This is a genomic window from Snuella sedimenti (assembly GCF_016428595.1).
GTDB classification, from domain to species: Bacteria; Bacteroidota; Bacteroidia; order Flavobacteriales; family Flavobacteriaceae; genus Snuella; species Snuella sedimenti.
The window spans coordinates 203,884-230,009 of sequence record NZ_JAELVQ010000001.1 but is presented as its reverse complement, the minus strand read 5'-3'; the positions used below and the strand labels follow the sequence as shown (position 1 = coordinate 230,009).

The 26,126-nt window shown below is 37.6% G+C and carries 23 protein-coding genes; 14 read left to right on the top strand and 9 right to left on the bottom strand.

Going from position 1 to position 26,126, the window contains the following annotated elements; translation table 11 throughout:
* Positions 1–276: 276 nt before the first annotated feature.
* The 9 genes from JF259_RS01000 to JF259_RS00960 all read right to left on the bottom strand — a co-directional run bounded on the left by JF259_RS01000 (position 277) and on the right by JF259_RS00960 (position 10,492).
* A complete protein-coding gene (locus JF259_RS01000; RefSeq protein ID WP_199112230.1) occupies positions 277–1,716 on the bottom strand; it encodes a Gfo/Idh/MocA family protein in 1,440 nt (479 codons plus the stop codon).
* A gap of 6 nt (positions 1,717–1,722) precedes the next feature.
* On the bottom strand, positions 1,723–2,574 hold the full coding sequence (locus tag JF259_RS00995; RefSeq protein ID WP_233164044.1) for a hydroxypyruvate isomerase family protein: 852 nt from the start codon (positions 2,572–2,574) through the stop codon (positions 1,723–1,725).
* Positions 2,575–2,658: 84 nt separating this feature from the next.
* Positions 2,659–3,981, bottom strand: a complete 1,323-nt coding sequence (locus tag JF259_RS00990; protein ID WP_199112221.1) for a Gfo/Idh/MocA family protein — start codon at positions 3,979–3,981, stop codon at positions 2,659–2,661.
* Positions 3,982–4,003: 22 nt separating this feature from the next.
* Complete coding sequence (locus JF259_RS00985) at positions 4,004–4,969, bottom strand: formylglycine-generating enzyme family protein (RefSeq protein ID WP_199112219.1); 966 nt, start codon at positions 4,967–4,969, stop codon at positions 4,004–4,006.
* Positions 4,970–4,973: 4 nt separating this feature from the next.
* Positions 4,974–5,768 (bottom strand): 3-keto-disaccharide hydrolase, encoded by a 795-nt coding sequence (locus JF259_RS00980; RefSeq protein WP_199112210.1) that lies wholly within the window; start codon positions 5,766–5,768, stop codon positions 4,974–4,976.
* Between the two features lie 16 nt (positions 5,769–5,784).
* The gene (locus tag JF259_RS00975) at positions 5,785–6,399 is read right to left on the bottom strand and encodes a gluconate 2-dehydrogenase subunit 3 family protein (RefSeq protein ID WP_199112208.1); all 615 of its coding nucleotides are present in this window, start codon (positions 6,397–6,399) and stop codon (positions 5,785–5,787) included.
* A gap of 3 nt (positions 6,400–6,402) precedes the next feature.
* Positions 6,403–8,121: a GMC oxidoreductase gene (locus JF259_RS00970; RefSeq protein ID WP_199112206.1), complete on the bottom strand. Its 1,719-nt coding sequence runs from the start codon at positions 8,119–8,121 to the stop codon at positions 6,403–6,405.
* A gap of 43 nt (positions 8,122–8,164) precedes the next feature.
* Positions 8,165–8,755, bottom strand: a complete 591-nt coding sequence (locus tag JF259_RS00965) for a gluconate 2-dehydrogenase subunit 3 family protein (protein WP_199112204.1) — start codon at positions 8,753–8,755, stop codon at positions 8,165–8,167.
* A gap of 12 nt (positions 8,756–8,767) precedes the next feature.
* Complete coding sequence (locus JF259_RS00960) at positions 8,768–10,492, bottom strand: GMC oxidoreductase (protein ID WP_199112202.1); 1,725 nt, start codon at positions 10,490–10,492, stop codon at positions 8,768–8,770.
* Positions 10,493–10,601: 109 nt separating this feature from the next.
* Here JF259_RS00960 and JF259_RS00955 point away from each other — a divergent pair, with 109 nt between their 5' ends.
* From JF259_RS00955 to JF259_RS00890, 14 genes are all read left to right on the top strand, one after another.
* Entirely contained in the window at positions 10,602–11,624 is a 1,023-nt protein-coding gene (locus tag JF259_RS00955; protein WP_199112200.1) for a helix-turn-helix transcriptional regulator, read from the top strand.
* Between the two features lie 122 nt (positions 11,625–11,746).
* Positions 11,747–12,700 (top strand): sugar phosphate isomerase/epimerase family protein, encoded by a 954-nt coding sequence (locus JF259_RS00950; RefSeq protein WP_199112198.1) that lies wholly within the window; start codon positions 11,747–11,749, stop codon positions 12,698–12,700.
* A gap of 31 nt (positions 12,701–12,731) precedes the next feature.
* Complete coding sequence (locus JF259_RS00945) at positions 12,732–13,913, top strand: MFS transporter (protein WP_199112196.1); 1,182 nt, start codon at positions 12,732–12,734, stop codon at positions 13,911–13,913.
* Positions 13,914–13,948: 35 nt separating this feature from the next.
* Positions 13,949–15,088, top strand: a complete 1,140-nt coding sequence (locus JF259_RS00940; RefSeq protein WP_199112195.1) for a Gfo/Idh/MocA family protein — start codon at positions 13,949–13,951, stop codon at positions 15,086–15,088.
* Between the two features lie 92 nt (positions 15,089–15,180).
* Positions 15,181–16,233, top strand: coding sequence for a sugar phosphate isomerase/epimerase family protein (locus JF259_RS00935; protein ID WP_199112193.1), 1,053 nt, complete (start codon positions 15,181–15,183; stop codon positions 16,231–16,233).
* A 31-nt stretch (positions 16,234–16,264) separates the two neighbouring features.
* Positions 16,265–17,983 (top strand): GMC family oxidoreductase, encoded by a 1,719-nt coding sequence (locus tag JF259_RS00930; RefSeq protein WP_199112191.1) that lies wholly within the window; start codon positions 16,265–16,267, stop codon positions 17,981–17,983.
* 12 nt (positions 17,984–17,995) lie between these two features.
* Entirely contained in the window at positions 17,996–18,703 is a 708-nt protein-coding gene (locus JF259_RS00925; protein WP_199112189.1) for a gluconate 2-dehydrogenase subunit 3 family protein, read from the top strand.
* Positions 18,704–18,742: 39 nt separating this feature from the next.
* Positions 18,743–19,480 (top strand): 3-keto-disaccharide hydrolase, encoded by a 738-nt coding sequence (locus tag JF259_RS00920; RefSeq protein ID WP_199112187.1) that lies wholly within the window; start codon positions 18,743–18,745, stop codon positions 19,478–19,480.
* A gap of 76 nt (positions 19,481–19,556) precedes the next feature.
* Positions 19,557–20,303: a 3-keto-disaccharide hydrolase gene (locus tag JF259_RS00915; protein WP_233164029.1), complete on the top strand. Its 747-nt coding sequence runs from the start codon at positions 19,557–19,559 to the stop codon at positions 20,301–20,303.
* Positions 20,304–20,838: 535 nt separating this feature from the next.
* Positions 20,839–21,462 carry a GNAT family N-acetyltransferase gene (locus JF259_RS00910; RefSeq protein ID WP_199112184.1) on the top strand — a complete coding sequence of 208 codons (624 nt, stop codon included), beginning with the start codon at positions 20,839–20,841 and terminating at the stop codon, positions 21,460–21,462.
* A gap of 210 nt (positions 21,463–21,672) precedes the next feature.
* Entirely contained in the window at positions 21,673–22,848 is a 1,176-nt protein-coding gene (locus tag JF259_RS00905; protein ID WP_199112182.1) for an argininosuccinate synthase, read from the top strand.
* Positions 22,849–22,906: 58 nt separating this feature from the next.
* The gene (gene argC, locus JF259_RS00900) at positions 22,907–23,908 is read left to right on the top strand and encodes an N-acetyl-gamma-glutamyl-phosphate reductase (RefSeq protein ID WP_199112179.1); all 1,002 of its coding nucleotides are present in this window, start codon (positions 22,907–22,909) and stop codon (positions 23,906–23,908) included.
* A 258-nt stretch (positions 23,909–24,166) separates the two neighbouring features.
* The gene (gene proC / locus JF259_RS00895) at positions 24,167–24,961 is read left to right on the top strand and encodes a pyrroline-5-carboxylate reductase (RefSeq protein ID WP_199112177.1); all 795 of its coding nucleotides are present in this window, start codon (positions 24,167–24,169) and stop codon (positions 24,959–24,961) included.
* 1 nt (position 24,962) lies between these two features.
* Entirely contained in the window at positions 24,963–26,108 is a 1,146-nt protein-coding gene (locus tag JF259_RS00890) for an aspartate aminotransferase family protein (protein WP_199112175.1), read from the top strand.
* The last annotated feature ends 18 nt before the right edge of the window (positions 26,109–26,126 follow it).

The window sequence follows — 26,126 nt, the reverse complement described above, 5'->3', positions numbered from 1 at the left end:
TTCGTCATTTTTTCATTCCGTAGCTCTGCTATGCAACTTAAAAATGCCTTCCATCAAGCTCAAAATAGCTAAATTTAACTTCAATCAAAAAAGGCAAGATGAGTTCAAACACAAACTGAGAGAGCCCAATTATAAAAATAAGCATCTATTCTGTAAAATTAATTAATTTCATAGAGTTATAAGTGGCATTTTTATAATAAAAAGCTATGTAGGCATCAAGTGATTTATGACGTACTCTGGTTTTTAGGATCTATTAAAATTAAAAAATCATTTGAGTTATAATTTCCAGCCTTTTCTGTATTCTCTTTTTACAAATTGATTGGCTTCATCAAAGTTTTTGATTGCCATATTTGTGCCATCCCATAACAGTTTTTTTCTGCCAGGATATTTGAATTGGTTAGGCTTTGTTTGATGTCTAAGCATGTAACTTCTAATTGCCAGATTACCCATCAATACACTTTCTGTTAGAGGGCCAGCATAGTCGAAAGATGAGGTTAAAGCTTTGTGTTTTTCTTTACCAAAGCCTTCCTTACAAGCTTCTACCCAAGCGGCGTTATGCCCATGTTCGGGTAGCGTGCTTTCCTGGGTGTCCTTAAAAGTTAAAAGCTCTCCGTTGTTCAAGTATACTTTAGGGTTTCTACCATAAGTGCCACAAGTCATAATTCCTTTTTCTCCAATCATGATAACCCCATTAGAGCTATCGTTATCTCCAATTGAATGATCTGCAGGAATCAGGTCGGGATGAAATGGTCGTAATCCGCCATCAGACCAGGTTAATTTGAGTTCGGTTGGGTTTTTTTCTGTGGCCGGGAATTTTAACTGCGTTCTCGATGAAGGAGGGCATGATTCTGGTATGTATTCTGGATTCCAGTCTTTCACAAAAACAGCTCCAACGTTAGTTTCTACCTCTGTTGGATATCCTAAACCTAAAACTCTAAAAGGTGGGTCCATTAAATGACATCCCATATCGCCTAAAGCACCTGTTCCAAAATTCCACCAACCGCGCCATTTAAAAGGATGGTAAAGCGGATGGTAATCTACCATCTTTGCAGGGCCTACCCAAGTATCCCAATCAAGACCGTCCATCATTTTAGGTTTGTCTGTAGGGGTAGGGATACCTTGTGGCCACACAGGTCTGTTGGTCCAAACATGTACTTTGTTAACTTTGCCTATTACGCCGGCATCAAACCATTTTGCCATTTGTTTTACACCATTGCCCGATGCGCCTTGGTTTCCCATCTGTGTGACCACTTGGTACCGATTGGCTGCTTCGGTAAGCATACGCGCCTCGTAGATGTCATGGGTTAAAGGTTTTTGGACATAAACATGTTTGCCCAATTGTATTGCGGCCATAGCTATAACAGCATGTGTATGATCTGGTGTCGATACAGTAACTGCATCGATGTCTTTAACTTCTTCTAAAGCTTTTCTAAAATCTTTATATTTTTTTGCTTTAGGGAATTTTTTGAATGCATTGGAAGCCATGTTCCAATCTACATCACAAATTACAGAGATATTCGAAGCACCATTGTTCCAAGCATTAATAGCATCAGAATACCCTTTTCCGCCACCTCCAATTACAGCAATGTTCAATTTATCACTTGGAGGGATATAACCGCTCCCTAACACATGTCTTGGGACGATACTTATTCCGGCAGTGGCAATGGCTGTTTTTTTTATGAAGGAACGTCTACTTGTATTCTTATTTATGTCCATAATGTATTAAAAGTTTGAAGTTTCCCTATAGGCGTCGATTACCTTTTCTTCCCCTTCTTTTCCTTTAATGGAATTGCCATGTTCCATGCCTAAAATTCCTGTATAGCCTTTAGAGTGGATAAATTTAAAGACGTTTTTGTAGTTTATCTCACCAGTAGTAGGTTCGTTACGTCCTGGATTATCACCAATTTGGAAATAAGCTATTTCATCCCAACATTGTTCGATGTTCGGAATTAAATTACCTTCTTGTATTTGTTGATGATAGATGTCGAACAGTATTTTACAGGCTGGCGAGTCAACTGCTTTGCATATTTGATAGGCCTGTGGTGATTCGCTTAAAAATAACCCAGGATGGTTCCTGAAATTTAAAGGCTCTAAAACCATAGTTAAATTGTGAGGTTCCAAAATAGCCGACGCTTGTTTTAAGGTTTCGATAACATGTTCTGTTTGATAGCTCATATTTTGCCTTAAGTCTACATGTCCGGGTACCACCGTCATCCATTTAGCGTTTACACGTTTGGCAACTTCTACTGATGATCGAATCTGACTTAAAAACTCTTCACGTTTTTCTTTATTACCACTGGCTAAATTGGGTTCTTGCCAATAAATTTTATGAGCTACAAATACACCCATGGTCATATTTCTTTTAGCCATGGTCTCCGCCATTTTTTTCTGGGTTTCGACAGAACGGCCTTTCATGCCGTTGTCTTCAAAAGCAGAAAAGCCTTGGTCGGCCATGAAGTTTAATTGGTCTATGGGATCACTACCTGCATGATTTTTAAACATGCCTAAGTGGGGTGCGAAATTTAATTTAAACGTATTCATTGATGTCGTTTTTGATTTGCTTAGCATATTCATAGCTTGTAGACTGGATATTCCTAATAAGGAAGCTGAAGCTGTCGTTTTTTTTATGAATGATCGTCTTTTCACAATGTTTTGTTTTTAGTAATAAGTGGTTTTACCTGGGACAGGAATTGGATATTCTCCAAGTTCATTAGGAACAACAGGAGGCGCAGAATTAAAATCGAGTAAATCTTCATCAGGCACTAATTTTAAGTCAGAATTCATGGCCTTGTCCCATGTTATTTCTTTACCTGAGTAAGTTGCCATACGGCCCATAATTGCAGTCATTGTACTTTCAGCACTATATTGTGCATTGTTTATTACCTCTTCACCCGATCTAATAGCAGCAAAAAGGCGATCGTGTTCTACCTGATAAGGGTTTTTATCGTGCTCGCCATCGTGCTTATATATATTGTTTCCGTCGTATGATTTTAAGATAGCGGTGCTTCCTCCACCTGTATACGATGTTCCCAAAGTGCCCTGAAAGGTCTCTGATACCTGGCTAAAACACCCTGGTTGATGTCTGCATTGACTCGATATAACAGCTCCGCTCGGGTATGTGAATTCTACAAAATGGTGGTCAAATATTTGACCGTGGTCTTTTCCTTTTCTAATTTCACGACCTCCCATACCTTGGGCTTTAATTGGGAGCTCTCCAATAAACCAATTTGCTACATCAATATTGTGTATATGTTGTTCCAGTATATGGTCACCACAAAGCCAGTTAAAATAGTACCAGTTTCGCATTTGGTATTCCATTTCTGTCATAGAATCTTTTCTAGGTCTTACCCATACACCAGCACCGTTCCAATACACTTGACCGGATACAACCTTGCCTATATCACCATTTTGAATGCGTCTTTTTAGTTCAACATATTCTGCTTGATAGCGTCTTTGTAAGCCTACTACAACGTTTAGTTTTTTCTCTTTAGCCAGTTTAGCTGCATTAAGAACCTTTTTAATACCTGCAACATCTGTGGCAACGGGTTTTTCCATAAAAACGTGCTTGCCTTGCGAAACAGCATATTCAAATTGTTGAGGCCTAAACCCAGGAGGTGTTGTTAAAATAACCACATCGGCTTCGTCGATGGCTTTTTTATAGGAACCAAGCCCCACAAATTTCATGTTTGGCTTTAAATCTATACGACTTTTATCAAATAACTTAGATAAATTGCCATAGGACTTTTCTATTTGATCTTCGAATGCATCAGACATGGCAACTAATTTAACGTTGGCGTCTGCTTTAAGAGCTTGAGCAGCAGCACCAGTACCTCTACCTCCACAGCCAATAAGCGCTAGTTTTAGTGTTTTTTCATTTCTAAAAGTAGGAGTAGCGAAAAGGGAAGGGGCTAGTAAAATACCTCCTGTTACTAATGAGGATTCTTTTACAAAATTACGTCTAGATATTTTTTTTTGTTCCATAATTGTATTGAATTAATTAAGGCTAAAAGTCGGCAATAGCTTCCAGCCAATAAGCTTTTATTTCTTCTTTCGTAGGTTGTATTTTGGGTCTAACTACCCTAAAACCAATAAATGGAGCATCGGTGTGCCACCAATCGCTTTTGGGTATTTGCGGATCTCTTCGTTTTAATTTAGGGTTGGATGTCTGTCTTGATGTGCAACATAATTTGTCTGCAGTATCTTTCCATGAGCCACCACGTAAAACACGTGGATAGAGTTTGGTGGGCTTGTTCCAAGGATTATTTTTCGGTGAGTTTTTATAATAGCTCGTACTATATTGATCTAAAACCCATTCTGAAACATTACCAAGTAAATCGTGAACTCCTAAATCGTTGGCCTGTTTTAGGCCTGTTTTTTCATATTTTTCCTTGCCGTTTCCTTCATACCAGGCAATAGCATTTAAGTCCTTATTTTTGTCCGTATTGCCTTTTTTACACACATATTCCCATTCTGCTTCGGTTGGCAAGCGGTAAAAAACACCTGTTTTTGATGTCAACCATTTGCAATACATTAAAGCAGCATATTGGGTCATATTTACTGCTGGGCAACTGCCTTTACCCATGTTAAAACTCATATCGACATAAGGAGGTGTGGCACCTGATACGGCATCTATTCCCAGTGCTTTTAGTTTGGATGGGTCTTGAAATTGAGTGTCATCAAACTGAGCATAGACAAAAGCATCATATTGCTCCCAGGTTATTTCGTATTTCCCAATCCAAAAGTCATCAACAGCAACAGTATGAGCAGGTTTTTCATCTGCTTTTCTATTTGTATCTGTCGTAGGGGCTCCCATAGTGAAATCTCCACCTTTAATTGCAACCATATCTATGGTTATGTCGTCTCCCTTAAGAGATTGGGAATAATTGTTAAAACTTTGAGACACTATAATATTTGTCTGGAAACCAATTAAAAATAGGATACTTGATTTTAGGTAATATTTTATTGTCATGTTATTAAAGTTCTAAAATTTCAATATTTCTAAATTCTACTGGGTGACTTTCACTTTGTAGTGAAATAAAACCTTTCTTTAAAGGCGTTCCCGCTTTTGCTTTCCATTGTTCGTTATTGTAATCAACAGAGCCTCCAATTTGCGGTTTACTATACGATATCACATCAACACCATTAATTTTGTGGGTTATGATGGAATCGTTCATAACAACAATTTCAAGATCGACCCATTGGTCTCCGTGGTATGTTTGCGATATAGAATTGAAACAATGACTCGTTTCTAATTTATCATTCATAACAACATGTGTGCCAGGTGTGCATAAATTACCGGTAGGACGTTCGCCATTACCTAGGCCTCCTAATAATTGAACCTCAATAGAAACTGGGAAATTTTGATCGACCCCCATGTTTTTCGGATCTTCACAATGGATCATAACACCGCTATTACGAAGTGCCCATCCGGCACCACCTTTTACCTGTTCTCCGGTAAATCTGTATTGCATTCTAAATTTGTAATTAGAAAACTCTTTGTTGAAAAAGATATGGCCATAGGCGTTTTCGAAAGTATCATACTCATCATAGTTTACTTTTAAAACACCATCTTCAACACGAAATGTGTTTTTGTAGTTTTCATTTACTGGATGGCCTTTAATTTTTATTGTCCAATCTTTTAAATCGACACCGTTAAATAGTTTGACCCATTGTTCAGGTTTGGGTTCAAGTGTTTTGGTTTTGTTATTTGTTTTGCAGTTCAATAAAAGGAACGTGCATATAATGAATAATGTATTTTTATAGTTCATATAATAGTAATTTATTTTATAAGGACCATGCTTTTCCTCCAGTGGCTTCTTCAACAGAGATGCATCCTTTTTGAGATCCGGGAACGGGATCGTAAGATAGCACATTTAGTCCAATTTCTTTACTTGTTTTATAGCTCCATACGGCAACACTTCTTAATTTGTCAAGAGCTTTAAACGTCATGGCGTCATGATTATCTCCATCAGTGTCTTTGTTGTGGGATTTGTGTTTAGCTTGAAGTGTTTTGTCTGCTTTTAAGTATTTGGCCAGTAAAGCATCGTAGTCTTCTGTCTTTAAAAAATCGGTACCTTGATCTGTTACTTGTAAAGCTTTTAATAGGTAAGATAGTCCTTCTTTATAGCTTTCCTGTTGTTTATTGTTATAAGTTTTATAAATATACAGATCTAAAAATTCGGGGACATTAACATCTAAAGCACCTGGCGAATCACTAGTAGTTGGTAGTATAAGATCGATTAGATTTCTAACTATAACACTTTCGTCTGCCGAAAAGAAAACAGGCTTCCAGTCATCTATTTCGGTTTTACAACTTTGAAGAAGGCTAATAATCGAAGGGGTAGCAACTGCGTACCCAATTGATAGGCCTAGGTTTTTTAATACGTCTCTTCTATTCATAATCTAAGCGTCTTTCATTTTTTTAAACTGTTTTACGGCATGATTAGCAGCTCGTGCTGTTAATGCCATATAAGTTAATGAGGGATTCTGACAACCAGAGGATGTCATGCAAGCGCCATCGGTAACATAAACGTTAGGAACGGTATGTACTTGGTTGTTGTTGTTTAATACAGAGGTTTTTGGGTCGCGTCCCATGCGAGCGGTTCCCATTTCGTGAATACCAATACCTGGAGCTGAACGGTTGTCGAAGGTTTGGATGTCTTTAAAACCAGCTTTTTCAAGCATTTCTTTGGCTTGTTGAATCATGTCTTCTCGCATCTTTAATTCGTTTTCTTTCCATTCGGCATCAAAGGTAACAGTAGGTAGGCCCCATTCGTCAAGCTTTTCGTAGTCAAGCGTCATTTTGTTGTCGTGGTTTGGTAAGCATTCGCCAAAGCCTCCAAGCCCCATGCGCCATTGACCCGGTTCTAATATTTTCTCTTTATATTCAGCGCCATACGCAAGTTCTGCAACGTGTTCGGAAATGCCATATCTTCCAGCGCCCCCTTGGTAGCCATAACCTCTAATGAACTCTTTCTTTTCAGTTTTTTTATCACCTAAGTTTCTAAATCGAGGGATGTAAATACCATTTGGACGTCTGCCTTTATAATATTTGTCTTCGAAACCGTCAAATCTACCTGAAGCACCAGCTCCTAAATGGTGGTCCATAATGTTATGTCCGAGTTCGCCCGAATCGTTGCCAAGTCCGTTAGGGAATCGCTCGGATTTAGATTGCATCAAAATGGATGCCGATGCAATGGCAGAGGCACAGCAAAAAATGATATTGGCATTGAAAACGAGGTTTTCCTTGGTTTCGGCGTCAATGACTTTAACGCCTGTTGCTTTTTTTGTAGAGTCGTCATAAATGATTTCATGAACAATGGAATGCGGTCTTAGCGTCATGTTTCCTGTTCTTTCAGCAGCGGGTAATGTTGATGAGTTACTACTAAAGTAACCGCCGAAAGGACAGCCTCTAATGCATCTATTTCTAAATTGACAATTGCTTCTTCCTTCTCGGCTTTTGTCCCCCGTAATGTGGGCAACTCTTCCAATGGTTAAAAGCCTGTCACTATAATATTCGGATATTTGTTCTTTTAGATGATGTTCTACACAGTTAAGTTCCATTGGTGGTTCAAATACGCCATCAGGCAATTGTGCTAAGCCTAATTTTTCACCACTAACACCTATATAGCTTTCAATATAATCGTACCAAGGAGCTATGTCTTTGTAACGAATAGGCCAATCGACACCGTGACCGTCTTTTTTGTTCGCTTCAAAGTCAAGGTCGCTTAATCTGTAACTTTGCCTGCCCCACATAATAGACCGACCGCCTACATGGTAACCGCGCATCCAATCAAAACGTTTGGTTTCGTTGTATGGGTGTTTAAGATCGTTTACAAACCAATGTCTACTTGCTTCATTAGTGGTGTAACCAGTACGGCTTTGTTTTAATTGTGTTTTTTTTGCTTCAACGGTAGTATGTCCCTTAAATTCGAAATCCCAAGGGTCTTTGTGCATGGTTGGGTAATCTTCGATATGTTTTACCATACGTCCACGCTCTAGTACTAATGTTTTAAGACCGTTTTCGCAGAGCTCTTTTGCTGCCCAGCCACCGCTAACACCTGTTCCTATAACAATTGCGTCATATTTTTCAAGAGTGGCATTTAAATTGTTTTTACTCACGGTATAGAGATTAAAGAATTAAAAATGATTGTTTAATAGTTTTTTATTGGCCATATTTTATGGACCAAGCTTTACCTTGTGTTAAGTTGTTTAAGTCGTCGCAATAACTAGCACCCGGAACTGGGTCGTAAGCCAGTACAGTTTCACCTATAAGTTCGGTTGTTCTATAAGCGTTTATGGTCATCCATTTTATAGTGTTCAATAAGTTAGAAATGGTTATTTCTTTATTGTTATCTTGCTTAGGTGCTTTTAAGGTCATATGACTATCTAAGACCATTTTGTATTGTTCTTCGGTAACTTTACGGATGTTTTTGTTGTACTCTGATGTAATAATGTTTGTTAGCTTTTCGAATGCTGCTAGTGTCTTTTTTTGCTCGTCCAATTCATAAACTTCGTTAAAATAGTTGTCTATAAATTGGGGAATGTTAACTTCGGATGCAGAAGGGGTATCTGTTTTGGGTAAGATAACATCAACAATAGCAGTTAAAACGATGCCTTGTGCTTCCGTTAAAAATGAAGGTCGCCATGTGCTTGTTTCGTTGTTGCAACTTTGTAAAAAACTAATAAGAGCAGGGGAAGCGACAACCATACCTGTTCCTAAACCTAACTTCTTTAGTGCTTCTCTTCTTTTCATAAAACCTGTCGATTAAAGATTAGATTTTTTTAATTCTTCAGCGGCATAGTTTGCTGCTCTAGCTGTAAAAGCCATGTATGTAAGCGATGGGTTTTGGCAGCCAGAAGATGCCATAAAGGATCCGTCGGTAATAAATACGTTTTTACAGGCATGTATTTGATTGTATTTGTTGAGTACCGATGTTTTTGGGTCGTGTCCCATTCTTGCTGTACCCATTTCGTGTATTCCAAGCCCCATGGCTCTTTTATCTGTTTGGTCGTAGCCTTTAACATTTTTATAGCCGGCAGCTTTTAACATTTTAACAGCTTCATTTTTCATGTCTTCACGCATTGCTAATTCATTTTCTCCAAAATCGGCATCAAAGGTGACAGTAGGTAAACCCCACTCGTCTTTTTTATTGTAATCAAGATACATTCTGTTGTTATGGCTAGGTAAGGTTTCTCCAAACCCTAACAAGCCAACATTCCAGGTGCCAGGTTTTAATATTTCTTCTTTTAATTCGGCACCGTACTTAAGTTCGGCAACCAGTTCACTAAAGTCGCCTCTGGTAGCGCCCCCTTGGAAACCATAGCCTCGTAAGAAATTTGGTGTGTTTGTTTTGCCGCCTAAGTTTCTGAATCGTGGGATGTAAATGCCGGTAGGACGCCTGCCCTTATAATATTTATCATCAAAACCTTCCACTGTAGCTTTTGCTCCTATTTTAAAATGATGATCCATGATGTTATGGCCTAGTTCGCCACTATCGTTCCCTAAGCCGTTAGGGAAGCGTTTGGATTTTGACTGTAATAATATGGAGGCTGATGCAATAGAGGATGCGCACAAGAAAATAATCTTGGCTTTGAAGGTGTGTGTTTCTTTTGTTTCGGCATCAATAACTTTAACACCTGTGGCTTTCCCTAAATCTTCATCGTAGATAATCTCGCTTACAATGGAGTGAGGTCTTAGGGTCATATTGCCCGTAGCCTCTGCGGCTGGAAGTGTGGATGAGTTACTGCTAAAATAAGCGCCAAACGGACAACCTCTCATACATCTGTTCCTGTATTGACAAGTGCTCCTCCCAAGCCCTGGTTTCGATCCCTCCGTAATGTGGGCAGTTCTTCCTATGGTAAGAATCCTGTCGTCAAAATTTTCAGCAATCTTTTCTTTTAAATGGGCTTCTACACAGTTCAAGTTCATAGGTTTTAGAAACTCACCGTCTGGTAATTGTGGTAGCCCTAGTTTTTCACCACTTACACCTATGTATTCTTCTACGTGACTATACCAAGGCGCTATGTCTTTGTATCTTACCGGCCAATCTACGCCGTGTCCATCTTTTTTGTTTGCTTCAAAATCAATATCACTTAATCGGTAACTTTGTCTGCCCCACATAATAGAGCGTCCGCCCACATGGTAGCCTCTAATCCAATCAAAGCGTCTGTCCTCGTTGTATGGGTGTTTTATGTCGTCTACAAAATAATGCTGTTGTGCTCCATACATTATATATATGCCAGATCTGTTTTGTTTGTATTTGTGTTCTAATGTTTCCCTAGTTGGGGCACCCCCATTTGGTAAGTCCCAAGGGTCTAGATGTGCAGTATGGTAATCTTCAACGTGTTTAATCATTTTTCCTCGTTCAAGAACTAAGGTTTTTAGTCCTTTTTCACAAAGTTCTTTAGCGGCCCATCCTCCAGAAATTCCAGTCCCTACAACGATTGCGTCATAGGTTTCTTCAGTTGGGTTCAAACAAGCTGTATACATGTAGATTGTTAAGTTAAAATTTTAATAAAATTAGGCTAATTAAAAAGCAAGGTATTTAAATTCATGAAAATTAACTATTTTGCAGGGATTTAATGTTCAATTTTTTTCAGTGAAAACAAATATACAGGAAATACAGCCGTATGAAGCGGATGGGGTAGTGTATCATGCCGATACTTGTTTGCCTTTGGTTGATGCGGTAGACAGGAAAAAGCTAAAGTTTAAGGCGTTGGCGAGGCATACCTATCCGGGCGATCGTTTGGATGGTAATACTTTAGGTCTTAATAGTATTGGTTATTGGGATGCAGATGAGCCGCAAGATTGGGGCTTGGATTGGCATAGGAATGAGGGTATTGAGTTTCATTTTTTAGAGTCGGGGTCCATGCCTTATGCTCAGGAAGGTAAAGAGGTTTTGTTGACGCCCAATCATTTAACCATAACAAGGCCGTGGGAAGCGCATAAAGTAGGTAATCCTAATATTGGTATGGGTAAATTTTATTGGGTTATTATAGATTTGGGGGTTCGCAGGCCGCACCAGGAATGGGTTTGGCCGGATTGGATAACTTTGACGCCTTCCGATTTATTGAGGCTTACCACTATTTTGAGACAAAATGAAAAATCTATTTTTAAGACAGATCAGCGAGTAAGGGAGTGTTTTTTGCGTATTAATAAGGCGGTTAATAAAGATGTTAATGGGAGTAATGCTTCCCGAATACGTTTGCTTGTTAATTATTTGTTGATATTATTGCTCGATATATTGGATGCAGATGATATTGTTTTAAATGAATCTTTGACGGATAGTTCAAGAAGTGTCCAGTTTTTCTTGAACGAGCTAGAAAAGAATCTTTCGGAAAATTGGACAATTGAGTTGATGGCGCAGTCTGCTGGAGTTGGATTGACGCGGTTTACGCATCACTGTAAGCAGTTAACTAATTTAACACCAATGCGTTATTTAACGATGAGACGATTGGAGATGTCGAAAAGAATACTCAGGGAAAATGATGGGGTGTCGATTACTGAGGTGGCGTATATGTGTGGTTTTGCAACAAGTCAGTATTTTTCAACAGTGTTTAAGAAGCATGAAAAATGTTCGCCTAATGAATACCGATTAAAGTCTGCTGAAATTGCTGTTTAATTTGGTTGCTTGTTTAAAATCTTTCACTGAATAAAAATACACAGGATTATAAATTCTATTATATATTTTCACGTATTTATCAAAATAATCAGATTAACCAATACTAAAATATTATTTAAAAAATGAAACGAAGAGATTTTATAAGCAAAACTACGCAAACGAGTGCTGCGCTGGCTGTGTTAGGTCTGTATGCGTGTAAGCAACAAGGAAAAAAAACAACTATGGCAGATATTGTAGAGGAAGAAAAGGCGTTGTTTTTTAAATTGTCCTTAGCACAATGGTCTTTACACAAGGCATTATTTGATAAAAAAATGGATAACCTTGATTTTGCAGCTAAAGCCAATAGTCTTGGTTTTGAGGGCTTAGAGTATGTGAATGCATTTTTTAAGGATAAGGCAAAAGATATGGCTTATTTAAAAGAAATGAATAATAGAGCAAAATCAGAAGGGCAGCAGAATGTTTTGATCATGATTGATGGTGAAGGAGGCTTGGCCAATGCAGATACAAAGAAACGATTGGAAGCCATCGAAAACCATCATAAATGGGTGGAGGCTGCTCACTTTTTAGGTTGCCATGCTATTCGCGTAAACCTAGCGGGAGGAAAAGATAAAGCTGAAGCTGTAAAAGCGAGTATAGACTCATTAACGCAACTTTCAGATTTTGCTAAAGGATCAAACATCAATATATTGGTAGAAAACCATGGTGGCTTTTCGTCAAACGGAAAATGGATGAGTGACGTTTTTTCACAGGTGAAAAATGAAAATTGTGGTACGTTGCCAGATTTTGGGAACTTTTGTATTACGAGAGGCAATGGCGGTTGTGCCGACGAATATGATAGGTATGTAGGTATGCAAGAGTTGTTGCCTTATGCGAAAGCTGTAAGTGCAAAATCTTATGCTTTTAATGCAGAAGGTGATGAGACAAGCATTGATTATTACCGCATTATGAAAATGGTTAAGGAGTCTGGTTATAATGGTTTTGTAGGTGTTGAGTTTGAAGGGGGTAGCGTGTCTGAAGAAGCAGGTATTAAACTAACCAGGGACTTATTGATTAAAGTAGGTAATAAACTTTCCTAAAAAAATTCTAACTAACTAAAATACATTAAAAATGGAGGATATTAATAAAAACAGACTCTTTTTGGCAAGTTGCCTTGCATTAATAACCACAGCTATGACCTTTGCTATTAGAGCAAGATTGGAAACCGTTTTTGGACCAGAAGGTATAGGGCTAACATTAGAACAAATTGGATATGCTTTTACGCCGGCCTTTTTTGGTTTTACGCTTGCTATGATATTTGGAGGGCCACTAGTTGATTTTTTGGGAATTAAAAAAATTACTTGGATTGCATTTGTAACACATGCTGTTGGTATTGTGTGGACACTTATGGCAGATTCTATGACTTCATTGTTTATGGCGACCTTATTTATAGGTATAGGAAATGGAATGGTAGAGGCGGCATTGAATCCTATGGTAGCTTCTATGTATAGTAACGAAAAGACTAAAATGCTAAATAGATTTCATGTGTGGTTCCCAGGGGGGATTGTAATTGGATCGCTTGTAGGTTGGTTGGTAATGGATGTAATGGGGTTGAGTTGGCAAATCATGGTTGCAACTTTGTTTATCCCATTAGTTATTTACGGAGCGATGTTTTTTGGGCAGAAATTCCCGGTTACAGAGCGTGTACAAATGGGGATAAGTAATAAAAAAATGTTTTCGAGTATAGGAAAGCCATTGTTCCTTTTTATGGTTGCTTGTATGTTTCTTACTGCAGCATCCGAGTTGGGTACTACACAACGTATAGAATCGCTTTTAAAAACATCGGTAGATGTACCGCTTTTGGTATTGGCTTTTATCAATGGTATTATGGCGTTGGGTAGGCTGTTCGCTGGAAAAGTAGTTCACAAATTGAAACCTTCGGGTATGTTATTGTATTCTGCAATACTAACCTTTATAGGTTTATGGTTGTTAACCATAACAAGTGGAGGCATGACCTTTGCTGCTGCTGCAATTTTTGCTATGGGCGTTACATTTTTCTGGCCAACAATGTTGGGCTTTGTAGCAGAGTATTTGCCAGAAACAGGTGCTTTAGGGCTTTCTGTAATGGGGGGAGCAGGTATGTTTTCGGTGTCCTTGGTATTGCCAGTAATGGGAAATCTTATGGATAATGCAAGTGCTCATGAAGCATTGAGAACTATGTCTATTTTACCGGCAATTTTAATTGTAGCGTTTTTGGGTTTAAGTATTTATATGAAAAATAAAAAGCAGCAACTAGTTGCAGAAGAATCATAGTTTAATTGAAGAAAAATAAAAGTTTTTAAATTTATATGGCAAGAAAAATAAAGTTAGGCATTATTGGAGGTGGAGGAGATTCTCTAATTGGAGTGCTTCATAGAATAGCGTCTTTTATAAACGATAATTACGAAATAGTAGGAGCGGTATTTAATCCAGTTTGGGAAGAGAATATCAATTTCGCAAAGCAAATAGGTATTAAGACTGATCGTATTTATGTAGATTTCGACACATTAATAGAGGAAGAATTAAAACTTCCAAAAGAAGAAAGAATACAAGTGTGTTCGGTACTTACGCCAAATTTTTTGCATTTTCCTATGGCTAAAAAGTTGTTGAAAAATGGCTTTCATGTTATTTGCGAAAAGCCAATGACTACAACGTTTAGTGAAGCTAAAATACTGCAATCTGTTTTAGAAGAGAACAATGCTGTATTTGCTGTTACCCATACCTATACAGGGTATCCAATGGTACGTCAAATGCGTGAAATGATAAAGGATGGTGCGCTTGGTAAAATTCAAAAAGTAGATGCACAGTACTATCAAGGCTGGTTAAATCCTGTTATCCACGAAAAAGAGAAGCGTGCTTCGACATGGCGGTTAAATCCTGAAAAAGCGGGGATTAGTTGTTGTTTTGGTGATATTGGTGTGCATGCTTTTAATATGATTGAGTTTACAACTGGTATGCAGATAGATACCATTTTGGCTGATCTTAATTATTTGTATGAAGACAATAAAATGGATATCGATGGGACGGCGTTAGTTCGATTCAATACCAATGCAAAAGGGGTTATACGTTCCAGTCAAGTTGCTACTGGGGAGGAGAATAATTTAACCATAGCCATTTATGGCGATAAAGGAGGACTTAGATGGGAACAAGAAAACCCTAACTTTTTATACGTGCTTAGTGATGATAAACCAGTTCAGGTCTATAAACCCGGACATGCTTATAATTCAGAATTATCATTAGATGGTACAAAGTTACCTCCGGGACATCCAGAAGGAATTTTTGATGCTATGGCCAATATCTATTTAGGTGTGGCTAGAGCAATTCGGGGTGAAGCTTATAATTCAGGTGAATTTCCAACAGTTATGGATGGGGTTAGAGGGATGAGCTTTATTGAAAAAGCAGTTGAGTCCCATCAAAAAGGAAATGTTTGGTTAAAAATTGAAGATTAAGCAGGCGTAGAGGCAATAGTTTAGTTTGAACAATTAACCAAAACACCAGTTAAGAACATTTAATATGTTCTTTAAAACAATAAAATAAATAGATGAAAACAATAAAAGGACCTGCGGTTTTCTTGGCGCAATTCGCAGGAGACCAAGCGCCGTTCAATACCTTAGATGGTATCTGTAAATGGGCATCGGATTTAGGTTATAAAGGCATACAAATCCCTGTATGGGAATCTCGTTTTATCGATATCGATAAGGCTGCTACTAGTAAAACCTATTGTGATGAATTAAAAGGAAAGGTACAATCGTATGGGTTAGAAATTACAGAATTATCGACCCATCTTCAAGGACAACTTGTTGCGGTTCATCCTGCTTACGATTTAATGTTCGATAATTTTGCCCCTAACGACTGTAAAAACAATCCTAAGAAGCGAACAGAGTGGGCGGTGGATCAAGTAAAGAAATCGGCCATTGCCAGTAAACATTTAGGGATTAATGCACATGCTACATTTTCTGGAGCATTGCTTTGGCATACCATGTATCCGTGGCCACAACGACCAGCCGGACTAGTCGAAATGGGATTTGAAGAGCTGGCTAAGCGTTGGTTGCCAATTTTGGATGTTTTTGAAGAAAATGGCGTAGACGTTTGTTACGAGATTCATCCTGGAGAAGACTTGCATGACGGTGTAACTTTTGAACGGTTTTTAGAAGCGACAGGAAATCATAAACGAGTGAATATATTGTACGATCCAAGTCATTTTGTGCTACAGCAATTGGATTATTTAAAGTTTATAGATTATTATCATGAACATATAAAAATGTTTCATGTTAAGGATGCCGAATTTATACCTTCAGGAAAGAGTGGTGTTTATGGGGGGTATCAAAATTGGGAAGATCGTCCAGGCAGATTTAGGTCTTTAGGTGATGGCCAAGTCGATTTTAAAAGTATTTTCTCAAAACTTACCAAGTACAATTGCGATGTTTGGGCAGTTATGGAGTGGGAATGCTGTATCAAATCGTCTGAGCAAGGCGCCAGAGAAGGAGCGCCTTTTATTCAAAAGCATATTATTGAAGCGGTTGGAAAGAGCTTTGATGACTTTGCTGGGGCTGAAATTGATAAGGAGCAATTAAAAAGTATACTAGGGTTATAAGTAAAACAATTCATTTTTAAATAACTAAACCATGCAAATAAAAGAATCTCCAGAAATATTTGATGCCATTATTGTAGGATCTGGAGCAGGTGGTGGTATGGCAACTAAAATACTATCTGAAGCAGGTTTAAATATAGCTGTTATTGAGGCGGGACCGTTTTTTGATCCCGCAAATCCAGAATCAAGGACACAGTTAAAATGGTCTTACGAATCGCCAAGGAGAGGAGCGAGTACAACTAGGGATTTTGGAGATTTTGATGCTGCATATGGTGGTTGGGATATCGAAGGTGAACCCTATACAAAAAAGAATGGGACTAAGTTTGATTGGTTTCGCTCTAGAATGTTAGGAGGAAGAACCAATCACTGGGGGCGTATTTCATTGCGATTTGGACCGTTGGACTTTAAACGAAAAAGTTTAGATGGTTTGGGAGACGATTGGCCAATTTCCTATGACGATGTAAAACCTTACTACGACAAAGTAGATAAGCTTATTGGTGTTTTTGGAAGTAATGAAAATTTACCCAATGACCCTGATGGATTCTTTTTACCAGCACCAAAGCCACGACTTCATGAAATGTATTACATTAAAGGTGCTAGAAAGGCCAATGTGCCTGTATATCCCTCGCGGTTATCAATTTTAACTAAGGCCATTAATAATGAGAGGGGTGTTTGCTTTTATTGCAGTCAGTGTAATAGGTCGTGTAGTGCGTATGCCGATTTTTCCTCTGGATCATGCCTTATTTTTCCAGCTCAAAAATCAGGCGGTCAAATTAAACTCTTTACCGATTCTATGGTTAGAGAGGTTGTTATTGATGATTCTGGCAGGGCAACAGGTGTTATTTTTATAAACAAACTGGATAGAAAAGAATATAAATTAAACGCCAAAGTTATTGTTTTAGCGGCTTCAGCGTGTAGTACAGCTCGAATTTTGCTAAACTCCAAGAGTAAAATTCATAAAGATGGCTTAGGGAATAGCAGTGGGCTGGTAGGGAAGTATCTACATGATTCAACGGGGTCGAATCGCAGTGCATTTGTCCCTGATTTAATGGATAGGGAAACCTATAATGAAGATGGTGTTGGTGGCATGCATGTCTACACACCGTGGTGGGGTAATAATAAAAAATTAGATTTCCCAAGAGGGTACCATATTGAAATATCTGGAGGGCTTCGGATGCCGGCATATGGATTCGGATTTAACATAGATGCTTTAAACAAGTTTATAGGAGCCAATGTTGGGGGTTATGGAAATGATTTAAGAAACGACGTTAAGAAGTTTTATGGAGCAATAGTAGGCATATCCGGGCGGGGTGAAAGTATTCCAATGGAAAGTAATTACTGTGAGATTGATCCTAATGTTGTGGATGAATGGGGTATTCCCGTGTTAAGATTTCATTACGAATGGAGTAAACATGAAAAGTTACAGGCAAAACATATGCATGATACATTCGAAGAGATTATAGATGGTATGGGAGGTCATGCATTAGGAGATAAGCCTACAGAAGAAGAAGATTTTGGATTGTTGGCTCCCGGCAGGATTATACACGAGGTAGGGACTACACGAATGGGGGACGATCCAAAGAAATCGGTTACAAACAAGTACCAACAATTGCACGATGTCGATAATGTTTTTATTGTTGATGCCGGGCCTTTTGTGTCCCAAGCAGACAAAAATCCAACTTGGACCATATTGGCTTTGTCATGGCGAACCTGCGATTATATTGTTAGTGAGTTGAAAAAACAAAATATTTAGTAATTTGTAGAAATGAATAGACGCGATAGTTTAAAATCAATACTATTAGGTTCTGTAGCAACTGGATTTGCACTGAATGGTTGTACATCAAATGTGTCGAAATCCGATGAAATACCAGTGCCTAAAGAGGGACCGTTGTATGGAAGAACGGAAGATGAAAAGTTAAGAGATAAAAAATTGTTTGAATCTACTTTTTTCAATGAACATGAACTTTCGACGATTGCTGTTCTTTGTGATATCATATTGCCAAAGAGTGAAACGTATGCTTCAGCAACCGAAGCAGATACTGTTGCGTTTATAGCGTTTATTGTTAAGGATATAGAGGTGGACCAAATACCTTTAAGGGGTGGGTTAATGTGGTTAGATAGTTTTAGTAATAAACTATATAACAAAGAATTTATTAAATGTTCAGAAGAAGAACAGTTACATATTTGTGATCAAATAGCCTATCCTGGGCAAACAAAACCCGAATTGGTACAGGGTGAAGCTTTTTTTACTAGGCTACGTAATTTAACGCTTACGGGCTACTACACTTCAAAAATTGGAATGGAAGAACTCAGTTATAAAGGGAATACGCCGAATGTTTGGGATGGCGTTCCGGATCATATTCTAAAAAAGCATGGTTTTGAATATGAGGAGGCGTGGTTGGCTAAATGCGTAGACCAATCGAAAAGGGGCGATATTGCCCAATGGGATGATAAAGGAAATTTAATTAGTTAAGAACCATATTATTTAAAAAGAAAACTTAAAACTAAACATATGAGATCATATATTTATTTATTAATAACCTTAGCAGTAACTGTTTCGTGTAAGCAAAAGAAAGAAAATGCTGCTGTCGAGGAAAAGTCAGCTGAAGTTCTTGAAGTAAAAACGGCAAAGGAATGGATTACACTGTTTGATGGCAGTTCATTTGATAATTGGAGAGGCTACCGTATGGATGAAATGCCTTCCGAATGGACAATTGAAGAAGGCGCTATGGCTTTTAAACCCGGTGAAACAGGAGGGAAAAATATCATAACAAAACAGAAGTTTACCAATTTTGTATTGTCTTTAGAGTGGAAAATATCAGAAAAAGGCAATAGCGGTATTTTTTGGAGTGTTTACGAAGATGATAAATTTAAAGAAGCCTATCAAACAGGGCCGGAGATTCAGGTACTGGATAATGCAAAACATCCTGATTCTTTTGTTGAAGGAGGCACACATAAAGCAGGTTCGCTTTATGATATGATTGCGTGTCCGGATACATTAGTTAAACCTGCTGGAGAATGGAATTTATGCGTTTTGGAAATAAACCATAAAACAAATCAAGGTAAAGTGAGTATGAATGGCACCGAAGTAATGACATTCCCTGTTCACGGTGAAGATTGGGATAAAATGATAGAAAACTCTAAGTTTAAAGGCTGGGAAGGTTTTGGAAAATACCAAACGGGCCATATTGGGTTGCAAGATCATGGTGATCCTGTTTGGTATAGAAATATTAAAATTAAGGAGCTTTAATAGAGCGTCCATTTAGGTTTTGTGTTATACCAATGAAGTAATTATGAAGTTTGTTTTAAAAATTTTATGCGTTTTCATGTCAGTTTCTGCATATGCTCAAGTTAATGTAGAGGACCTGCATAGTAATAAGCTAGTTGAGCCTACAACGCCAGAAGCCACAGAGTTTTATGAGCCAAAACCTAAAACAGTAGTTCCCGGAATTAATAATTTGGCGCCCTCAGACGCCATTGTGCTTTTTGATGGAACGAACTTTAACGAATGGGAGTCTTCTAAAAATTCTGGAAAGGTAAAATGGTTGTTGAATGAAGATGGTAGTATGACTGTTAAAGACAGATCGGGCAACATACAAACTAAACGTAGCTTTGGAAGTGTGCAACTTCATGTAGAATGGCGATCTCCAAAAAATGTTAGGGGAGCAGGTCAGAGCCGTGCTAATAGTGGTGTGTTTTTGCAAAAACGATACGAGGTTCAAGTGTTGGATAATAATGATAATGACACCTATGTTAACGGTCAGGTAGGAGCTATTTATAAGCAACATGTGCCATTGGCCAAAGCTTCGATGCCGTCTGGCGAATGGAATACCTACGATATTATTTACCGTGCTCCAGAATTTGATGCTAAAGGCGTTAAAGCAAAATCGGCAACTATCACAGTGCTGCACAATAATGTATTAATTCAGGATCATGTAGAAATTAAAGGTACAACAGAATATATCGGTTGGCCTAAAAATAAACCGCATGGTAAAGCCCCTTTAATGCTTCAGGATCATGGTGATAATAGTGGTGTTAGCTATCGGAATATTTGGGTACGCGAATTAGAGTGATTTAAAGGAATTGATATAGTGGTTTAAACTTTTGCAAATTGTGGCTAAAAATGCCGTTTTGTATCTATATTTTTCTTTTTTATCGTCACGTAACCCTACTATGCGACTCAAAAAAGGCTTCTCGTTTATGAAATTGAGATGTTTTTTATTTGTTTTGTTTTGAAGTAGAAAAGCAATGTGTTTAGTTTTGTTTTTCTAAACTGTTTTGTAAAAAACACAAAAAACCATGTTTATTTTGTAAATTCTTACGGAAAAGTTCTTCTTGTTTTAGGAATTCATAATATTTGTTAAAAACAAGTAGATTCGTTTTTGTCATAAAAAATAAAATAATACTTTTACCTTTCTAAAAATAAGGATGTTTACAGATATATTGAACATATCGTTATATTTCACTTCAGCTACAATTATTTCTTGTGGTGAGCGTCGCTTTTTTCCCCGTCGCCCGTAAGGGTGCGCTTCTTATTTGGAACACAGGTGAGTCCGGTTCTTTTTTCAATAGAAAATATTTTACTAAAGTTAATTCAAAATCAAGACAATGAAAGTTGTTATTGCCGATAAATCACATTCTAAATACGCAGAAATTATTTGCGAAACAATAGCCGAATCTGCTGCTGTAAGGGGAACTGGTATTGCTAGACGTACACCAGAATACATTACAAAAAAGTTAGAGAACGGTAATGCGGTTATAGCCTTAGATGGTGATAAATTTGCTGGATTTTGCTATATCGAACTTTGGGGACATGGTAAGTATGTAGCTAATTCAGGTTTGATAGTGCATCCAGACTACAGAGGTGTAGGGTTGGCTAAAAAAATTAAGCATAAAGTGTTTCAGCACTCCAGAACTAAATTTCCAGATGCTAAAGTGTTTAGTATTACAACTGGGGTTGCAGTTATGAAATTGAATAGCGATTTGGGCTATAAGCCTGTGCCCTTTTCAGAATTAACAGATGACCAGTCTTTTTGGGATGGCTGCCAAACATGCAAAAATTACGATGTATTAACGCGTACCAACCGAAAAATGTGTTTGTGTACAGGCATGTTATATGATCCTAAAGACAAAGAACACAAACACAAAAAAATTAAGGAAAAGGTTTTTAATAGATTGAAACATATCAAAGAAACCATGTTTTTAAAAAAAGATAAAAAAATGGACAGGTAGTGATCATATAATAGTTTTAGATAGAATTATTTGGGAGTTACTTTTCGATAAAACAATAGAATTGAACACATGAAACGAACATTAATAAATTTTAAGCATTTTTTCATAATAGGGAATGTTTAAAATTTTTAATGTGAGAGCGTAGCGATTGCATACGTTCTCAATTTTATAATTAATATAAAATCAAATGAATTATCAAAATTTAAACGTATGAAAAAGTTAGTAATAGCCTACAGTGGAGGATTAGATACCTCTTATTGCGCGGTAAGCTTATCAAAGGAGTACGACGTACACGCAGTAAGTGTTAATACAGGTGGATTTACAAAAACAGAAATTGATCATATAGAGACGAATGCTTATAAAATGGGCGTTACAACCTATAAAAATATAGATGCTGTGGCTACCTTTTACCAAAAAGTGGTAAAGTACCTAATCTTTGGAAATGTATTAAAAAATAATACCTACCCTCTTTCTGTAAGTGCAGAGCGTATTATTCAGGCTATTGAAATTATTGAGTATGCTAAAAGTATTGGTGCAGAATACATAGCGCACGGAAGTACAGGAGCAGGAAACGATCAAGTGCGTTTTGATATGATCTTCCAAACACTAGCGCCAGAAATACAGATTATTACACCTATTAGAGATGAAAAATTAACCAGACAGGAAGAAATTGATTATTTAAAAGCCAATGGCATAGACATGTCTTGGGAGAAAGCTAAATATTCAATTAACAAAGGACTTTGGGGAACTAGTGTAGGCGGATCAGAAACTTTAACTTCTGAGAAACCCTTACCAAGTGAGGCATACCCTTCGCAATTAAAACATACCGAAGAAGAAAAAGTAAAATTAACATTTGAAAAAGGAGAGTTAGTTGCAGTAAATGGTATTGAAAACGATCCAGAAATAAATATTGAAACCTTAAATAATTTGGCCTCTGCCTATGCTATTGGAAGAGATATCCATGTGGGAGATACAATTGTTGGTATTAAAGGACGTGTTGGTTTTGAAGCTGCCGCAGCTTTAATTACTATAAAAGCACACCATTTGTTAGAAAAGCATACACTTACCAAATGGCAGTTGCAGCATAAAGAGTACATTGCAAGTTTTTACGGTATGCACTTACACGAAGGGCAGTACCTAGATCCCGTGATGCGAGACATGGAGGCATTTTTGCAAAGTAGTCAAGACAAAGTGAGTGGAGACGTAACAGTGAGCCTAAAACCATACCACTTTACTTTAGATGGTATTTCTTCCAATCATGATTTAATGAGTGCCAAGTTTGGTAGCTATGGGGAAGAGAATAAAGGTTGGACAGCAGACGAAGCGAAAGGATTTATTAAAATCTTCGGAAACCAGAATAAAATATATCAACAAGTAAACTCTTAAATAAGATAGCCCTGCAAGGTTTTTTAAAACCTTGCAGGGCTAAAAAGAAATTATAAACATGAAGCATATTCAAGTTGGAATTATTGGAGGCGCAGGGTATACTGCTGGTGAGTTGATTAGATTGTTAATTAACCATCCTCAAGCAGAAATAAACTTTGTATACAGTACATCTAACGCTGGCAATAAAATAAGTAAGGTACATCAAGACCTGGTTGGTTCTTTAGATTTAGAATTTACCGATACGGTAAATCCGAATATTGATGTCTTGTTTTTATGCCTCGGGCATGGAAATTCGGTTAAGTTTTTATCGTCCAATACCTTTTCCGATAAAACTAAGATTATCGACTTAGGTAATGATTTTAGGCTAAATGCGGATAAGGTTTTTACTTCAACAGGCTCAGCACAAGCTAAAACGTTTGTTTACGGTTTGCCAGAATTGCAACGGGACGCTATTAAAGAGGCTAATTATTTAGCAAACCCAGGTTGTTTTGCTACAGCTATCCAATTAGCATTGTTACCATTGGCTAATGGAGGGTTATTGAATAACGACGTGCATATTAATGCCGTTACAGGCGCTACAGGAGCAGGTACTTCATTGTCTGCAACGACGCATTACACTTGGCGCGATAATAATTTCTCGTACTATAAGCCGTTTACACATCAGCATTTGGGAGAGATTAACCAATCTGTTAAGCAATTACAAAATGGTTTTTCTTCGGATATTTTATTCATGCCAAATCGAGGTAATTTTTCCAGAGGTATTTTTGCAACACTGTATACCGATTTTGAAGGTTCTGTTGAAGACGCTAAAGTGCTTTATAATGATTTTTATAAAGAGGCAGCCTTTACCTTTGTTTCAGATGAAGTTTTACATTTAAAACAAGTTGTTAATACCAACAAATGTTTAATTCATTTACATAAACACAATGGAAAATTATTAATTACAAGTGTTATTGATAATTTATTAAAAGGGGCTTCTGGACAAGCCGTTCAGAATATGAATTTAATGTTCGGACTAGAAGAAACAACAGGGCTGAGCTTAAAGGCAACTTATTTTTGATGGCGGAAACGTCATTACGAGGAGGTACGACGAAGTAATCTCTTCAAATTAAAGAGATTGCTACATCACGCTTTGGCGTGATTAGCAATGACAAATAAAAAAAATATATCATGAAACGAGCATTAAGAAATTTTAAAAATTACTTCACAAAAGGAAATGTTTAAAATTTTTAATGAGAGAACGAGTGTAAGGAGTGGTTACACACGTTCTTAATTTTATAATTACAATAAAATAAATTAATTACTAAAATTTAAACGTGTGAAAATAGCCATTATAGGAACAGGTAATTTAGGAAGTTCAATCGCCAAGGGGCTTATTAAAAATAATACATTTACCTCGTTATATTTAAGCGATAAGAACACTGTAAATGTAGATACTTACAAAACGTTAGACAACGTTACTGTAACGAATGATAATGTCTTGGCTGTAGAACAGTCCGATATGGTCATTTTTGCATTACAGCCCAAGCACATCGATAAGGTACTGGAAAGCGTAGCCTCAAAAATTACAAATGAACATATTGTTATTTCGGTAGCAGCAGGTGTCGAAATTCCGAGAATTGAAGGTATTGTTGGAAACGATAAAAATATCATTCGGGTGATGCCCAATACTGCTATTTCTATTGGTAAATCGATGACTTGCATTGCGGCTAACGGTATAGCTCAAGATAAGGTAGCCTTGGCCCAAGATATTTTTAATCAGTTAGGAACTACCTTGGTTATTCCTGAAGAGCTCATTCAAGCATCAACAGTAATTTGTGCTAGTGGTATTGCTTTCTGGATGCGATTGGTACGTGCTACCACGCAAGGAGCTATCCAATTAGGTTTCGAAGCACATGAGGCTCATGAATTAGCTGTACAAACTTGTTTTGGAGCAGCGAGTCTGTTAATCGAAACAGGAAAACATCCAGAACAGGAAATAGACCGTGTAACTACACCTAGTGGTTGTACTATTGAAGGATTGAATGCTATGGAACACCAAGGATTAAGTTCTGCTTTAATACAAGGTATCGTAGCTTCTTTTGAAAAAATTAATCAAATTAAAAAGAATTAAAATGCCATTATTTGACGTTTATCCATTATATGATGTAACACCCGTAAAAGCTAAGGATGTTTGGGTTTATGATGAAAAAGGAACACAATATCTGGATCTTTATGGAGGACATGCCGTGATTTCCATAGGACATTCGCACCCAACTTATGTTGCTAAAATAAGTAAACAACTGGAAGAATTAGGGTTTTATAGTAATTCCATTCAAAACCCCTTGCAAGTAGCTTTGGCCGACAAGCTGGGGAAACTTTCAGATTGTGAAGATTACCACTTGTTTTTATGTAACTCCGGGGCAGAAGCCAATGAAAATGCATTAAAACTAGCATCGTTCCATACTGGAAAGAAAAAAGTAATAGCCTTTAAAAATGGTTTTCACGGACGCACATCGGCAGCGGTAGCAGCGACCGATAATCCTAAAATTATAGCACCGATCAATGCACAACAAGAGGTGGTTTTTGCAGACTTAGGTGATGCTGAGGCGGTTGAATCAGCTTTAAAAGCAGGAGATGTTTGTGCTGTTATTGTAGAAGGTATACAAGGTATAGGTGGATTGGATGAAGCTTCAACCGATTTTTACCAAACGTTAAGTGTCTTATGCAAACAGCATGGTGCTTTGTATATAGCCGACGAAATTCAGTGCGGTTATGGACGTACGGGCGATTTTTTTGCCTTTCAAAAGCATGGGATAGTACCCGATATTATTTCCATGGCTAAAGGAATGGGCAATGGCTTTCCGGTAGGAGGTATATTAATCCATCCTAATATACAAGCGTCTTATGGTTTGTTGGGAACCACGTTTGGAGGGAACCATCTGGCCTGTGCTGCTGCATTAGCTGTTTTAGAGGTTATGGATACCGAAAACCTTATGCAAAATGCAGAGGAGATTTCAGCTTATTTTGTGGAAAAAGCTCAAGCCATTCCAGAGGTAAAGCAGTTAAAAGGTCGTGGGCTGATGCTAGGTATGGAGTTTAACTTTCCTATTGCAGACTTGAGAAAAGAACTCATTTTTAAACACAATATATTTACGGGAAGTGCTAAAAATCCTAATGTGTTACGTATTCTGCCACCGTTAACCATTAAAAAAGAACATGTAGACCAGTTTTTTGAGGCACTTAAAAAAGTACTGACATTGGTAGGAGTTGAAAAATAAAACAAAGTAACATAGCTT

What these genes read in the sequence shown, in the direction of transcription:
- JF259_RS01000 (WP_199112230.1), bottom strand. Translation starts at nt 1,716, where the DNA reads ATGGACATAAATAAGAATACAAGTAGACGTTCCTTCATAAAAAAAACA.
- JF259_RS00995 (WP_233164044.1), bottom strand. Translation starts at nt 2,574, where the DNA reads ATGAATATGCTAAGCAAATCAAAAACGACATCAATGAATACGTTTAAA.
- JF259_RS00990 (WP_199112221.1), bottom strand. Translation starts at nt 3,981, where the DNA reads ATGGAACAAAAAAAAATATCTAGACGTAATTTTGTAAAAGAATCCTCA.
- JF259_RS00985 (WP_199112219.1), bottom strand. Translation starts at nt 4,969, where the DNA reads ATGACAATAAAATATTACCTAAAATCAAGTATCCTATTTTTAATTGGT.
- JF259_RS00980 (WP_199112210.1), bottom strand. Translation starts at nt 5,768, where the DNA reads ATGAACTATAAAAATACATTATTCATTATATGCACGTTCCTTTTATTG.
- JF259_RS00975 (WP_199112208.1), bottom strand. Translation starts at nt 6,399, where the DNA reads ATGAATAGAAGAGACGTATTAAAAAACCTAGGCCTATCAATTGGGTAC.
- JF259_RS00965 (WP_199112204.1), bottom strand. Translation starts at nt 8,755, where the DNA reads ATGAAAAGAAGAGAAGCACTAAAGAAGTTAGGTTTAGGAACAGGTATG.
- JF259_RS00960 (WP_199112202.1), bottom strand. Translation starts at nt 10,492, where the DNA reads ATGTATACAGCTTGTTTGAACCCAACTGAAGAAACCTATGACGCAATC.
- JF259_RS00950 (WP_199112198.1), top strand. Translation starts at nt 11,747, where the DNA reads ATGAAACGAAGAGATTTTATAAGCAAAACTACGCAAACGAGTGCTGCG.
- JF259_RS00945 (WP_199112196.1), top strand. Translation starts at nt 12,732, where the DNA reads ATGGAGGATATTAATAAAAACAGACTCTTTTTGGCAAGTTGCCTTGCA.
- JF259_RS00940 (WP_199112195.1), top strand. Translation starts at nt 13,949, where the DNA reads ATGGCAAGAAAAATAAAGTTAGGCATTATTGGAGGTGGAGGAGATTCT.
- JF259_RS00935 (WP_199112193.1), top strand. Translation starts at nt 15,181, where the DNA reads ATGAAAACAATAAAAGGACCTGCGGTTTTCTTGGCGCAATTCGCAGGA.
- JF259_RS00930 (WP_199112191.1), top strand. Translation starts at nt 16,265, where the DNA reads ATGCAAATAAAAGAATCTCCAGAAATATTTGATGCCATTATTGTAGGA.
- JF259_RS00925 (WP_199112189.1), top strand. Translation starts at nt 17,996, where the DNA reads ATGAATAGACGCGATAGTTTAAAATCAATACTATTAGGTTCTGTAGCA.
- JF259_RS00920 (WP_199112187.1), top strand. Translation starts at nt 18,743, where the DNA reads ATGAGATCATATATTTATTTATTAATAACCTTAGCAGTAACTGTTTCG.
- JF259_RS00915 (WP_233164029.1), top strand. Translation starts at nt 19,557, where the DNA reads ATGTCAGTTTCTGCATATGCTCAAGTTAATGTAGAGGACCTGCATAGT.
- JF259_RS00910 (WP_199112184.1), top strand. Translation starts at nt 20,839, where the DNA reads ATGAAAGTTGTTATTGCCGATAAATCACATTCTAAATACGCAGAAATT.
- JF259_RS00905 (WP_199112182.1), top strand. Translation starts at nt 21,673, where the DNA reads ATGAAAAAGTTAGTAATAGCCTACAGTGGAGGATTAGATACCTCTTAT.
- argC (WP_199112179.1), top strand. Translation starts at nt 22,907, where the DNA reads ATGAAGCATATTCAAGTTGGAATTATTGGAGGCGCAGGGTATACTGCT.
- JF259_RS00890 (WP_199112175.1), top strand. Translation starts at nt 24,963, where the DNA reads ATGCCATTATTTGACGTTTATCCATTATATGATGTAACACCCGTAAAA.